The sequence below is a fragment of the Chryseobacterium elymi genome (assembly GCF_003385495.1).
Lineage (GTDB): Bacteria > Bacteroidota > Bacteroidia > Flavobacteriales > Weeksellaceae > Chryseobacterium > Chryseobacterium elymi.
Map to the genome: position 1 here is coordinate 69,561 of NZ_QNUH01000003.1, position 13,445 is coordinate 83,005.

At 36.5% G+C, this 13,445-nt stretch carries 13 protein-coding genes; 11 read left to right on the forward strand and 2 right to left on the reverse strand.

Annotated elements, in window-relative coordinates:
* The first annotated feature begins 11 nt into the window (after positions 1 to 11).
* Positions 12 to 1,928, forward strand: a complete 1,917-nt coding sequence (locus DRF60_RS04205) for a fumarate reductase/succinate dehydrogenase flavoprotein subunit (RefSeq protein ID WP_116010874.1) — start codon at positions 12 to 14, stop codon at positions 1,926 to 1,928.
* A gap of 12 nt (positions 1,929 to 1,940) precedes the next feature.
* On the forward strand, positions 1,941 to 2,690 hold the full coding sequence (locus DRF60_RS04210; protein WP_116010875.1) for a succinate dehydrogenase/fumarate reductase iron-sulfur subunit: 750 nt from the start codon (positions 1,941 to 1,943) through the stop codon (positions 2,688 to 2,690).
* An 88-nt stretch (positions 2,691 to 2,778) separates the two neighbouring features.
* Here DRF60_RS04210 and DRF60_RS04215 read toward each other — a convergent pair whose 3' ends face one another.
* Positions 2,779 to 3,792, reverse strand: a complete 1,014-nt coding sequence (locus DRF60_RS04215; protein WP_116011079.1) for a nucleoid-associated protein — start codon at positions 3,790 to 3,792, stop codon at positions 2,779 to 2,781.
* A gap of 407 nt (positions 3,793 to 4,199) precedes the next feature.
* Between DRF60_RS04215 and DRF60_RS21340 the strand changes: the two genes are divergently transcribed.
* The 4 genes from DRF60_RS21340 (at position 4,200) to DRF60_RS04225 (ending at position 5,377) form a co-directional block, all read left to right on the forward strand.
* Positions 4,200 to 4,361, forward strand: coding sequence for a hypothetical protein (locus tag DRF60_RS21340; RefSeq protein ID WP_167443702.1), 162 nt, complete (start codon positions 4,200 to 4,202; stop codon positions 4,359 to 4,361).
* Between the two features lie 4 nt (positions 4,362 to 4,365).
* Complete coding sequence (locus tag DRF60_RS04220; protein WP_116010876.1) at positions 4,366 to 4,722, forward strand: DUF7674 family protein; 357 nt, start codon at positions 4,366 to 4,368, stop codon at positions 4,720 to 4,722.
* Positions 4,723 to 4,801: 79 nt separating this feature from the next.
* On the forward strand, positions 4,802 to 4,933 hold the full coding sequence (locus DRF60_RS21730) for a hypothetical protein (RefSeq protein ID WP_262510862.1): 132 nt from the start codon (positions 4,802 to 4,804) through the stop codon (positions 4,931 to 4,933).
* A gap of 48 nt (positions 4,934 to 4,981) precedes the next feature.
* Complete coding sequence (locus DRF60_RS04225) at positions 4,982 to 5,377, forward strand: DUF7674 family protein (protein WP_116010877.1); 396 nt, start codon at positions 4,982 to 4,984, stop codon at positions 5,375 to 5,377.
* Between the two features lie 342 nt (positions 5,378 to 5,719).
* Here DRF60_RS04225 and DRF60_RS04230 read toward each other — a convergent pair whose 3' ends face one another.
* The gene (locus DRF60_RS04230; protein ID WP_116010878.1) at positions 5,720 to 6,238 is read right to left on the reverse strand and encodes a thioredoxin family protein; all 519 of its coding nucleotides are present in this window, start codon (positions 6,236 to 6,238) and stop codon (positions 5,720 to 5,722) included.
* A 299-nt stretch (positions 6,239 to 6,537) separates the two neighbouring features.
* Here DRF60_RS04230 and DRF60_RS04235 point away from each other — a divergent pair, with 299 nt between their 5' ends.
* The 5 genes from DRF60_RS04235 to DRF60_RS04255 all read left to right on the forward strand — a co-directional run bounded on the left by DRF60_RS04235 (position 6,538) and on the right by DRF60_RS04255 (position 13,403).
* Positions 6,538 to 9,510: a sensor histidine kinase gene (locus tag DRF60_RS04235; protein ID WP_123902629.1), complete on the forward strand. Its 2,973-nt coding sequence runs from the start codon at positions 6,538 to 6,540 to the stop codon at positions 9,508 to 9,510.
* A gap of 4 nt (positions 9,511 to 9,514) precedes the next feature.
* Positions 9,515 to 10,129 carry a response regulator transcription factor gene (locus DRF60_RS04240; protein ID WP_116010879.1) on the forward strand — a complete coding sequence of 205 codons (615 nt, stop codon included), beginning with the start codon at positions 9,515 to 9,517 and terminating at the stop codon, positions 10,127 to 10,129.
* A gap of 425 nt (positions 10,130 to 10,554) precedes the next feature.
* A complete protein-coding gene (locus DRF60_RS04245; protein WP_116010880.1) occupies positions 10,555 to 11,295 on the forward strand; it encodes a hypothetical protein in 741 nt (246 codons plus the stop codon).
* A gap of 93 nt (positions 11,296 to 11,388) precedes the next feature.
* A complete protein-coding gene (locus DRF60_RS04250; RefSeq protein ID WP_116010881.1) occupies positions 11,389 to 12,309 on the forward strand; it encodes a hypothetical protein in 921 nt (306 codons plus the stop codon).
* 71 nt (positions 12,310 to 12,380) lie between these two features.
* Entirely contained in the window at positions 12,381 to 13,403 is a 1,023-nt protein-coding gene (locus DRF60_RS04255) for a hypothetical protein (RefSeq protein ID WP_123902630.1), read from the forward strand.
* Positions 13,404 to 13,445: the final 42 nt, after the last annotated feature.

Here is a 13,445-nt window from a genome sequence, read left to right on the forward strand (position 1 = left end):
AAAGAAAAGTTATGATCTTAAATTCAAAAATACCTCAAGGCCCGTTGGAACAAAAATGGGACAACTATAAAAAGAAAGCTAAGCTCGTCAATCCTGCTAACCGTAAAAAGCTGGACATTATTGTTGTGGGAACCGGACTGGCAGGAAGCTCAGTTGCGGCTTCTCTGGGTGAGATGGGCTACAATGTGAAATCATTCTGTTTCCAGGACAGCCCGAGGAGAGCCCATTCCGTGGCCGCGCAAGGCGGTGTGAATGCCGCTAAAAATTATAAAAACGATGGCGACAGCGTCTATAGAATGTTTGCAGATACGCTGAAAGGAGGAGATTTCAGAGCCCGTGAAGCCAATGTATACCGAATGGCGGAGTGTTCTCTGAACCTCATCGATCAGGCCGTAGCGCAGGGCGTTCCGTTCGGACGTGAATATGGTGGCTACCTTAATAACCGTTCCTTCGGTGGTGTTCAGGTGAGCCGGACGTTTTATGCAAGAGGACAGACCGGACAACAACTTCTTCTGGGAGCCTACCAGGCACTGATGAGGCAGGTTGGAAAAGGCACAGTACAGCTGTATTCCAGACATGAAATGCTTGATCTGGTCATGATTGATGGAAAAGCAAGAGGAATTATTGTAAGAAATCTAGATACAGGGGAAATTGAAAGACATGCGGCACATGCTGTTGTTCTGGCAACGGGAGGTTATGGAAAAATTTATTATCTCTCAACCTTAGCCATGGGATGTAACGGTTCTGCGATCTGGCGGGCTCACAAAAAAGGAGCTTTAATGGCTTCCCCCAGCTGGATTCAGGTACACCCCACTTCTCTTCCGCAATCCGGAGATTATCAGTCTAAACTCACTCTGATGTCAGAATCATTGCGTAATGACGGAAGGATCTGGGTTCCTTTAAAAGCTGATGAAACCAGACCGCCTAATGATATTCCGGAAAACGAAAGAGATTATTACCTGGAACGCCGATATCCTGCTTTTGGAAACCTGGCTCCGAGAGATATTTCTTCCCGTGCAGCCAAAGAAAGAATTGACGCCGGTTTTGGAATCGGACCACTAAAAAATGCTGTTTATCTAGATTTTTCTAAAGCAATAAGAGAACAGGGAAAGGAAAAGATCCAGGAGAAATATGGCAATTTATTCGATATGTATCTTAAGATCACAGGATACAATGCCTATAATGAACCTATGATGATCTCTCCTTCTGCTCACTTTTCAATGGGTGGACTCTGGGTAGATTATGAACTGATGACCACTATTCCCGGATTGTTTGCTTTGGGAGAAGCTAATTTTGCGGATCACGGAGCCAACAGACTGGGAGCCAATTCACTGCTGCAGGCTTCTGTAGACGGCTATTTTATTGCGCCTTACACCATTGCCAATTATCTGGCCGATGACATTCATACCGGAAAAATTTCAGCGGATGCTCCTGAGTTTGATGTGGCAGAAAGGGCCGTTAAAGAACAGATTCAGAGTTTCATGGATATTAAAGGAACCAAAACAGTTGATTATTTCCATAAAACTTTGGGGAAACTTTTATATGATTACTGCGGTCTGGCTAGAAATGAAGAAGGTTTAAAATACGCGATAGAAGAAATCAGGAAATTAAAACAGGAATTTTACAGAGATGTACGGGTTTCCGGACAAGGTAACCAGATGAATTCGGAACTTGAAAAAGCTGGCCGCATCGCCGATTATTTCGAGATCGGTGAGCTGATGTGCTATGACGCTTTAACCCGGAATGAATCCTGCGGTGCCCATTTCAGGGAAGAGTTTCAAACTCCGGACGGAGAAGCTTTAAGAAATGATGCTGAGTATCAGTTTATCTCCGCATGGGCATGGAAAGGTGAGAGTACAGAACCGGAACTGATCAGGGAACCGCTGATATTTGAAGAAATACAGCCGACCGTAAGAAGCTACAAATAAAAAACAAAAATTATGGATTTACATCTTAAAATATGGAGACAGAAAGACAGAAAGAGCGAAGGGAAGCTGGTCAGTTATGATCTGAAAGAACTGAATCCCCACATGTCTTTCCTGGAAATGCTGGATACTTTAAATGAAAAACTCATTACTGAAGGGGATGAACCTGTAGAATTCGATCACGACTGCCGGGAAGGGATTTGCGGACAATGCGGTATGATGATCAACGGAATTGCCCACGGCCCTTTAAAAAATACAACGACCTGCCAGCTTCACTTAAGGTCTTTCAAGAACGGTGAGACAATTTTAATCGAGCCTTTCCGGGCAGAAGCTTTTCCGGTGAAGAAAGACCTTAAAGTCGATCGGTCGGCTTTTGACAGAATTATTTCTTCAGGCGGATTTGTATCGGTGAATACAGGCCAGGCCCCTGATGCCACCGCAATTGCAGTCACCCACCAAACAGCTGAGGAAGCTTTTGATTCTGCAGCCTGTATCGGGTGTGGTGCGTGTGTAGCCACCTGCAAAAATGGAAGCGCCGCTTTATTCACTTCTTCAAAAATTACTCATATGGTCCTTCTTCCTCAGGGTAAAGAAGAAAGAAGCGAACGTGTTCTGAGTATGGTCAGCCAGATGGATCATGAACTCTTCGGGCACTGCTCCAATACCGAGGCCTGTGAGGTGGAATGCCCTCAGGGAATTTCTGTGCTGAATATTGCAAGAATGAATTATGAGTATGGAAGAGCACTATTTTTCAGGAGAAAGTAATCCCCAGATAAAGAAGCGAAATCATAAATACACAAAGAAGGCTAATTTTTCAACTAGCCTTCTTCTATTTCTTAATTGTTTTAATTGACTAAACTTCTTTATCGAAATAAAGTCTGTAATATTTTCCTTTGTCATCCTCTCCCATTTCCAGCTTCTGTCTGTCGCCATGGATGTAGATGTGGAAATTTTTGTCCAGTTTGATAATGCTTTTGAAATGACGCTGGGTTTTCTTTACTGCTGCTTCACTGATCGGGAATTCTTCAGCAATATTCACCTGCATATCCTGCTCGTAGTCGGTCTTGAAATTCACGAAACTTTCAATGACGTGCTGGTCTCCCAATACTTCATTGGCAAAATCATCCAATTTAAATTCTTCTTTTTCCTTGAAGAAGTTGATGGATTTATTTAAGAAATCGGCCTGGTCCGCTTTGGAAACTTCAAATTCCTGTGGAAGCTGTTTCGTGATATAGTCTTTATAAACCATCAAAGCTTCCTGCGTGTGGAAATATTCATCGTCACGTTGTTTTACTTTCAGGAAGTCTTCGAACCAATAGTACATATCTCCGTTTTTGTTATTATCAACTACAGAAAGTACATATCCGGTCTCTTTATTATTGTTGTAGATCAAAGCTGCTTTGTCAATTTTAGACAAACCGATTCCCTGGTCTTTTTCTATATCAAAAGTTTCTCCCTGAGGAGAAATTTTAAGGAAAGATTCTCTCTTCTCCGTTTTAAAGATCCCGATCTTATCTACTTTATCCGGACGGTCACTTTCCTCTTCAAAAAGTACAATAAACAGTTCTCCACCCTGAACTCTTGGGTTTTCAGCCGCTTCAAAAAGGTGCTTGGCAATATTTTCAGATTCCCAAAGGAATTTGGCTTTATCTTCAAAGATTTCGGATATGGAGCTGTAAACCGGATTATTGACCAGATACGTGTCACTGTAAAAATTGAAGGTCTCTTCTGATTTAAAAGAACCTAAAAAGTAATCTTCAAGCAATTCTGCCATTCCTTCTTCCAGCTTCAGCTCTTCCTGAGAAAGCGTTAAAGACTCTCCATTGATTTTATTTCCTACTCTGTGTACTATAATTTTTGAAAACATGTCCTGAATAATTTGGAGTGCAAAGATATTCATTCTATCCTTTCCATCATACAAATAAAATAATCCCAAATGCCAAAGTTGATATAATGATTAAGTTTTGTCCGCTATTAAATGAATACTAAAAAATGCTCCATCTGCAAAATCTGTGAGAAAACATAAACAGTTGATATTTTTAGATTTTATTTAAAAGAGTATATTTTTTACCTCTCGCAGATTTTGCAGATGGAGCAGATTATACTTCAAAATAAGTTTCTTCATTTCGTTTTGATAAAAACCTTATCATTTTGACAGGATTATTATGATTCTGGCACATTATAAATCCTTTACAACTATTTGACTTTATGCTAATTAAATAAAACCCACATTCAAAGGAATTCCATTTGCTTCATTCTTTTAAAACATACAATATGGACTTGAATACCTTAAACCGCATCGATAAATTAAGAAGATTAAAAAGCAGAGGTCCGAAAACGCCAAAATGGCTGAAACCTTACCATATGCTGTTCATGGCTTTCCTGACCATCTTCATCTTTGGAGCTATTATTAAACTTTTAGAACAAAATCACTAATCATATGAACTATTCAGAAGCTGTCCGGGAAATTTCAGAAATTATTCCTGACTTTGAAAATGAGCTTATTAATAATACCCATCCAAATTCTTACAGTGTGATCCGTACTTTCACAGACCATATCAAAAGCATGGTCCAACAGAATGACAGGAATATTTTGTTTAAAAGTCTTCAGAAAATGGACACAATTTATACAAACGGAGATGCTGCTTTAAAAAACGCAGTAGAAGGAATTTTCATTTATTCTCTGGACAATTTTACAGTTTTCTGCAGCAGAGAATACAGAAAAGTGATCTTTAGTCACATTTCAAAAGAGTTGCAGCAAATCTATTCAAGACAGATTTACAACCATGGCACATAAACTTTATTACATATTTCATCTGTTTCATTACAAAATCATCTTTTAATTAAAAATTCAAATCAATCAAAATCAACACGTTATGAAAACGAAAATCAGGAAAATATCCGACTGGAAAACATGGAAAACCACGACCAACAGGCATAATACAGAGGTATTGCTTACTCACATTGCTGTGATCATAGGAGTTTTTATAATTGCTGCCATGCTGTAAATTTTGGTACACATTTAGCTGCAAGATAAGTACTGAAAAATATTAGTTATGATGAAAGTACAAATGCAGGCTATCAATAAAAAAATAGCCGTTGAATACTTAAAATTTTTCTATCCGCCACTTCGAAATGAGATCACACAGTTATCTGTTCAGGAAAACTTTGCCGGCGTTATCCAGGCTACCATCAATTATTTGAAGGATATGCTGCAGGAATCGAAAATCTACATCGTAGCCCATCATATCAAACTGATGGACTGGATCTACAGAAACGGTGATTCTTATGTAAGAACCGTGATCGAAAACCTGTTTGTAAGATCATTGGAAAGCTTTAAAAAGCACTCCAAAATCCAACAATGGAAGCTCCTTTATCAGAACATGCCAGATAATTTTCAGCTTATTTATAATGAGCAACAGAAACAGGACGAGATCTTTTTCGGTAAGTAAGAAATAATTTAATTTGTAAATAGGCTCTTCAGGCATCTTGTCTGAGGAGCTTTTTATTTAAGTTTTTTGAAATATTGGGCAAAACGGAGACTTAACAAAATATTATTATGCTTTACAGATATTTTATTGAATTATATTTCACCATATGGTGCAAAATACATACTTTTACAAAATGATCCGATGCTGCTGATAATCATCGGAGATACTGATCTTTAGTCAGCTACTGATTATAAAAATTTACAAATTTTGACGATGTGTAATCAGATCATAGAAATATCCTTTCATACATTTATTTGATCTGAGAACAACCTCCCCCGACTAATTGCCAGGGGAGTTTTCTTTTTATTTATCTTTTTTCACAAAGACTTTCTGAATGGTCAGAAGTTCTTCTTTATTCATTTTTGAGCTTTTTTCCAGCTTGGCCATAAATGTTGAAACTTCATCAGGGGTAGCGGGAGATCCCAGATTTTCTCCTTTACTGTTGAAAGAATCGGCAAGCACTTCACCTTTTGGATTTAGGATCAGCCAGAAAGGAAGCCCGGCATTTTCTCCTTTGTACTTGTTCATCAGTTCCTGTCCTCCTGGATTTTCAAGTTTTTTCTTTTCTCCTCTTTCCTGAACATCAATGTACGTTGTTACAAATTTCTTATCGAAAATAGGTTTCGTTTCAGGAAGGTTCATATTTTTCTCCATCAGCTTACACCAGCCACACCAAGAAGCATGAAATATCAGCAGAACATTTTTCTTTTGGATTTTAGCTTCTGTAAGGGCTTTATTTAATTCTATGTCGGCCTTTTCCTGAGCAGCGTTCAGTTGAAACAGAAATAAAGAGGCAACGAGGATCACTTTAAAAAATTTCATCTAGATTTTGGTTTGGTTTCTTGATACTAATTTACATAAAAGTGGATATCCATATTCCATTTATTCAGAAAAAATGTATACTTGAAAATAACTCATCATTTACTGAATAAAAGAAAACTCAGTGGGGCATTACAATCTAACACTATAAACCACTTTTGTCCGATAGGTAAAACTTACATATCACAAACATATTCAACTTTTAGAAAAAAAAATTAAAAACCTTGGGATATAAATGCATAGCTAATAAATAAAAAAACTTATAATATCTTTGCTACACCAAACTAAAATCAACCTTATTAGTGAAGCTAGCCTCTGTTATCCTTATTTTTTTTACAACATTTTTTTCAGCGCAAGGTTATATTTCCCGATGGTATAACATGGATGACGGTCTTCCGCAAAACAGTATCAAAGATATAATTAAGGACAAATACGGTTTTATATGGTTGTCCACGGACGGAGGAATTCTAAGGTACGATGGAAATACTTTCCTGTTATATAACAATTTCAAAATAAGCAATTTAAGCTTTGGAAATTTCTTGGATACTAAAAATGGTGATATTACCTGTTTTAATAATAATGATGAAAACTGTGTTCTAATAGCGGGCAGAACTGCAAAACTGTTACCTGATGGAATGGTTTCCAAAACGTTTGCCATGGCCCACAATAAACAATATAAAAGATACTATAAAAGTAATTTTTTAAATACTTTTTTTCCAGAAACCAACTGTTATTACATAAAAACAAATTCAGGGACTTACTTTTTCGAAAATCAATACATTGTATTTAAAAATGAAAAGGATGAAGAAAAAAAAATTCTGCCGGCCCTTCCTTCAGCAAGCCTCAAGAATGCTTTTGAGCAAAACGATATCATTTATATACCCGATCCGGATAGACGGAGAACAGTCATACTAAAAAATGGTAGTGTGTCCTATGATAATCAGGCTTCCTTATATAATGATCCTCAATCCAAAATATACTGGCATCAGGGGACCAGACAGGTTTTTGTAATCAATAACGGGAATATCTATATCAGTAAATTAGCTGGCGGCAAACCCAGTCTCACCTTCCTATTGCAATATAAGAAAATAGAAAAGGAACTTTTATATTGTATGTTTTACGACGAAATATCGGATAAGGTTTATTTTGGAGATGTAGTAAGAGGGCTTAATATTATTAATCTTTCCAATTTCCATGTTCCTCAGAAAAATGTTCCGTTTTCCGGTGAATTTGTTTACGAGGCACTGCCTTTTACAGCCAATTCAGTTATTTCAAAACAGGGATATGAATATTATAAGGATAAGGTAAACAAAATATATTCTGCAAACTTTAATTATGATAAACGGTACCTCCTCTATGATAATTCTTATAATCTTTTGTATGTGGAATTTAATAAGATGCATCGGAGATACAGATCTTCTCATTATCAAAAACATGATTCCCTGAGTTTTTACAAAAGAAATGTAGAGGGATTATTTAAATTAAACAATAATTTTGCAGTAAATATGGCAGACAGTAAATATGAATATTATTATCTGTATATATTTCCTGATGAGCAATTCACAAAAGCAAAAAACATTTTTAGGTTTAAAAACAATATCAATTCTGTTAAAGAACTTGATCAGACAACGTTTTATGTGGGAACGGTGGACGGAATCTATCTCATTTCTCTTTCCAAAAATAAAATTGTAAAATATTTCGCAAAAAACTTACCCATAAAAGAAATCCAACGGACAAAAGACGGGAACTTTTGGGTTACTACCCATAACAAAGGACTTTATCTCATAAAAAATGATGAAGTCATCAGAATGCCCGATGATAAAGACGGCTATATTTCCAGCGCACATCACATTTTGGAAGATTATTATGGCTTCTTCTGGATTTCCACCAATAACGGATTATTCAAAGTTTCTAAAAAAGCACTTTTAGATTATTCCCGGAATAAAAATACAAATGTTCATTATTATCGGTACACCAAAGAGGACGGTTTTCTTAATAATGAATTCAACGGAAGTTCCAACCCAAGTGGAAATATTCTCAAAAACGGAAATTTTGTTTTTCCCTCAATGCAGGGTTTTGTTTTTTTTAAGCCTGATGAAATTAAAAACCATTATCCCAAAAGCAATCAGCTTTTTATAGAACGGGCTAAAACAGCAAAAAAAAACATTCATTTTAAAGACACCCTTCGCCTGAAAAGCGATTATAAAACTGTTGATGTTTTTTTGGATTTCCCTTACTATCACAATATCAAAAACATCTATGCGGAATCTAAATTACAAGACGGCCAAAACAATAAATGGGAAGAAATAAAAACCGACAGAAAGCTTACCTTAAGCACGATTGCTCCGGGAAATTATACTCTATACATCAGATTTTTGGTTTCAGAAACCGGCAGGTTTGCGTATAAAAAAATATTCATAGAAATTGAACCGTTCTTTTACCAGACAGTATGGTTTAAAATTTTAATAATTATCTTGGGAATTATATTAATTGTACTGATTATTCAGGTGCGTACTAATTTCCTGAAAAGAATGGTCAGGACCTTAAAACATACTTTGGACAATAAAGATCAGGAATTAGAAATTACAACGAACAAACTGAAGAATGAATCTGAATATCAGCAGAAAATAATGGAGAGCATCAGCCATGATATTACTACCCCAATCAGATTCCTGGTTTCTATCTCACAAAAGCTCAATGATATCAGGGAAACTGAGCTTCAGAAAAAGTATTTAGACGAAATTTGTCACACTTCTGAGCAGTTGTTTAAATTCACTCTGGATTTGAAAGAATATACAGCTTTATTTAAAGAAGAAAACATCTTTGACAACGAGGAACAGCATATATTTGTACTTGTAGAAAATAAAAAATTACTGTTTGAACAGGTCGCATCAGCTAATAATTCGAGCATACATAATCTGTGTGATCCAAACCTGGCAACCAGAATCAATAAAGGTATTTTGTCTGCTATTTTACATAATTTGATAGATAATGCCGTAAAAAACACGAAAGACGGTGAGATATTGCTAAAAACCGAACAAAAAAATAAAGAAATTGAAATAATTATTTTTGATACGGGAAAAGGAATGTCATCAAAACAGATTGAATACTATTCTCATGTTTTTGAAAGCATGGATAAAGATAATTTTGTTTTTAAAAATTATGGACTGGGCTTACATATGGTCATTCAATTGATAAAAAAAATTAATGCTGAAATAACTTTCCATGAAAATGCACCGAAAGGAACAGTTGTAAAAATCATTCTTAAAAATTGAAATTATGGGTAAAAAAATACTAATTGCAGATGATCATTCTGTCGTAAGATTGGGAACATCAATGGTTCTTGAGGATCAGCTGGATGGCATTTCAATTGATTTTGCGGTCAATTATGATGAACTTAAAGAAAAGCTTACCTCAGAAAAATTTGATTTGCTTATTCTCGATATTGAAATGGAGGGAAGTATTTATAAATTCATGATCAAAGAATTAAAAATGATTCAGGAAGATCTTTTGATCATGATTTTTTCATCATCCAAAGAAGATACAGCAATAGAATACATAATGGAAGGAGCAGAAGGCTATGTAAGCAAACTAAGCAGCGATAAAACTTTAGCCAAAGCCGTTACTTCCATTCTCGAAAACGGACATTATTATTCCCCCGAACTTGTAAAACAATTTTCAGAGAAGTCACACAAAAAAGATCCGCAAGAAATCTTATCCAAAAGGGAATTTCAGGTTTTCAAACTGCTGGGCGAAGGAAACGGGAGCCTGGAAATCTCAAATGCTCTTAATATTCAAGCAGGTACAATGAGTACTTATAAAAAGAGGATCTATACAAAATTAGGTGTGAAAAACCTTATCGATCTTTTTAAAATTTACAAAAACTTAGATTAAACTTTAATTTTCCAATAAAAGAGATAAGACTAAAGACAGCATTTCTTGTTGTCTAAGAGGAATTTTGTCTTTTTTTTAGATACAGATCCTGTCTTCATTTTCATACATGAATGTCTCTATTTTCATACAAACTATATTCTTTAAATAAATAGCTAATCAATAATTTTGAATTGTTGAAACAACTTAGTTGGAAAAAAATTTATTGCCTTATGTTGCTTGCAGGATTTGCATTTATTTAACTGTTCCCAAAAGATATAATAGATGCAAACCTCTGCAACAATTTAGTTGTATAGCAATCCAGATTCAGCAAATACATGCTTCCTTAATACTATTCAGGTCTTATATTTTTTCAATGACAGCTTTCAATGCATTACTGATGTAACACATTTTTTTAACAAGTATAATATTAGAATTAATAAATTATCATGAAAAAAGTATTTATAAGCTTATTAATTTTAGCAATTGGAACTATTAAAATTTCTGCCCAAATAGGCATCAACACCCCAAATCCACAAGCCACTTTTCATATCGATGGGGCTAAAGATAATCCGGCAACAGGAACTCCCTCACCGGCTCAACAAGCTAACGATGTTGTTGTAACAGCACAAGGAAGATTGGGCGTAGGAACAAATACTCCCACAAACAATCTTGAAGTAAATAGCGGAACTACAGGAACATCTGGTATGAAAATAACACAATTGCCTTCTGCCACAATACTTGCTACCGATGCCGGTGGTAATGTAATTTCAGGAATTACCGGAGATGCCGGGGTATCTGTTACAAAAATTCGTCTTCAGCCTGCAAATGCAGCAACAATTTTGAACAGCGGTTCGGGAGATTATTCGTTCAGATACTCTTCCAATACGACAGGAGGAACCTGGCAGATCAGGATAAATAACGGAACAACAAGACAGTTTAATATATGGGATACGGAATATTCCGGGCAAAACGGCACCGGAGTATCGAGCACAGTATGGCAGCTAAGAACAGTGAAAAATATAGCTGTAAACACCTGGACTCCTTTAGATGATAATATTGCAGGCGGAGCCAATGAATACAATGTCTATCATGTGTATGATCTTACCAGAGGAACAATATTAAGATTGACGGTTACCTTGTCCAATGTTTCGGGAATTAGCGAATCCATGATACTGGAAGAGTTTTAAACTCTTGGCCTCCGAAAAAACTATACTACTGCTGGAATCAGAAAATTTCGTTGTTACAATCGATATAATTATTATAAATAACACTAATTTAAAATGAAAAAAAAAATTTATCCTCTATTCGCTCCTATTGTTTTTGGCTGTATCTTAAAAGCCCAAGTAGGTATACATACAGCAATACCACAAGGCTCATTGGATGTTGCCTATGTAACATCAAAACCAACTTCTCCTCAGGGGGTGCTGTTTCCAAAACTGACAGGAGATGAGATACAGCAAATGAATGTAGGAACACCACAAAATGGGATGTTCGTCTTTGCAACCTCTGTACCTACTACACAAATACCTAGAACTAGCTTAATTACAGAATCTGGCTTATATTATTATTTTTCACCAGACGATAAATGGCGTAATGTAAATCAGGTAATTTCGCCAAGTTTTTTATTTTCAACGGGCTATAAAAACTCCAGTATGACTGTCGTGTCCTATTCCGGAGGTTCCGGAGCAACGGATTATAATTCCGGGCAGGTATCGACTCTTAATTTTGTTAACGGTACTGAAACTCCCTTCAACGCGTCTCCTTATGTAGCCGTAAGAACAGCTGATAATAATCGTGGGGTGCATTTTTTGAGGTCAGGAATTTATAGCGTTACCATTCAGTTTTCTTTTGTTTATAAAAGAGATGTTACCGGAGACGGAGCTAACGACCCCGCTCTTCCAGATAGGCTGGGAAGCCAGGTGACTTATCAATTGGTTCCTAATTTTTTATCATCTCCAGCGGCGGCTTACACAAGCAATATTACTCATAATATGGATTATAATGGCATTAGAGAAGGTTCTGGATTATTCAGGCTGAATGGCATTGCTGTAGGCAACATCATCGTAAAGCAAGATAATGTGGTTAGTTTTATTCCACAGATTAACACCAGCGGTTATTGGCTGTCAACGGAAGAGCTGTCAATTGGAAATACGGGGCAATTGAATATGCATATTACCAGAGTTTCGGATTATACATTATAAATACTAAAAAGCTGGCATTCCGTATTAAGATATGATAATTTTATTTTAATGAAAATTTACAAATTCTGATTATGAAAAGAGCTATATTACTCGTTTGTACTTTGGCAACAAAGTTTTTGTTTTCTCAAATAGGTATTAATACGGAGTCGCCTAATGCAACGCTTGATGTAGTTGCTAAGACAACTGACGGAAGCCTACCAGAAGGAATTCTTACGCCGAGACTTACAGGAGATCAAATTCAATTGGCGGATAATCAATATAGTACATTGCAAAGGGGAATGTTACTATATGCGACAGCTCCTGTTACTTCCGCCAGCACAAAAACAGCGAATATTACTTCCGATGGATATTATTATTTCGACGGAAATATCTGGCAAAAAATAGTAAATCAAAACACCAACATATACAATTCCAACGGAACTCTTGAAGCTAACCGTACGGTAACGATGGAGGATAAATCCCTTGCTTTTACTTCAACAGCCACTACAGGAACGAGTCATTTTCAGGTTGATGGAAATACATTTAATGTTGATGCTGTTAATAACAGGATCGGTTTGGGAGTAGATGCTCCTACAACAAAATTGCATATCAACAACGGAACAACTCCGGGAGCCCTCAGAATTGTAGACGGAACGCAAGGTGAGGGAAAGATTTTGGTATCCGATGCCAATGGTGTAGGAACCTGGCGGGAAAGTAGCGGTACAGCAACTGTTATTACATCCAATGCCGGACCTGTCACAAGTCTTTTACCAGCTGGAACCATGATATATACGGGAGCCAATGCCACAGTCACCTTACCAGGGTATTATATGATCTCCACACGTCTTATCACAGATAAAGCGCCCTCCGGGTGCGGTGGATTCTTAGCGCTTAACTTTAGCCAAAGCCCTACAACCGCTCTGAATAATGCTTTCCCTGTTCAGGACGTACACGTAACAGGTACAGTAAATTATGATTTTATCTATACTTCGAACATAGCATATCTGCAGGCGGGAACTTATTACATGCGCGTCCGCTCAGCTGGAGGATGCAATTCGAATAATACAAGAGGAGATCTGGCACAAAACAGCTTTACGCTTACTTTATTAAAATAAAATTACTTCACCGGTATATGTTTTTATTTCATATATATAAAT

Coding starts and splice junctions, on each gene's coding strand:
- DRF60_RS04205 (WP_116010874.1), top strand. CDS start 12: ATGATCTTAAATTCAAAAATACCTCAAGGCCCGTTGGAACAAAAATGG.
- DRF60_RS04210 (WP_116010875.1), top strand. CDS start 1,941: ATGGATTTACATCTTAAAATATGGAGACAGAAAGACAGAAAGAGCGAA.
- DRF60_RS04215 (WP_116011079.1), bottom strand. CDS start 3,792: ATGTTTTCAAAAATTATAGTACACAGAGTAGGAAATAAAATCAATGGA.
- DRF60_RS21340 (WP_167443702.1), top strand. CDS start 4,200: ATGGACTTGAATACCTTAAACCGCATCGATAAATTAAGAAGATTAAAA.
- DRF60_RS04220 (WP_116010876.1), top strand. CDS start 4,366: ATGAACTATTCAGAAGCTGTCCGGGAAATTTCAGAAATTATTCCTGAC.
- DRF60_RS21730 (WP_262510862.1), top strand. CDS start 4,802: ATGAAAACGAAAATCAGGAAAATATCCGACTGGAAAACATGGAAAACC.
- DRF60_RS04225 (WP_116010877.1), top strand. CDS start 4,982: ATGATGAAAGTACAAATGCAGGCTATCAATAAAAAAATAGCCGTTGAA.
- DRF60_RS04230 (WP_116010878.1), bottom strand. CDS start 6,238: ATGAAATTTTTTAAAGTGATCCTCGTTGCCTCTTTATTTCTGTTTCAA.
- DRF60_RS04240 (WP_116010879.1), top strand. CDS start 9,515: ATGGGTAAAAAAATACTAATTGCAGATGATCATTCTGTCGTAAGATTG.
- DRF60_RS04245 (WP_116010880.1), top strand. CDS start 10,555: ATGAAAAAAGTATTTATAAGCTTATTAATTTTAGCAATTGGAACTATT.
- DRF60_RS04250 (WP_116010881.1), top strand. CDS start 11,389: ATGAAAAAAAAAATTTATCCTCTATTCGCTCCTATTGTTTTTGGCTGT.
- DRF60_RS04255 (WP_123902630.1), top strand. CDS start 12,381: ATGAAAAGAGCTATATTACTCGTTTGTACTTTGGCAACAAAGTTTTTG.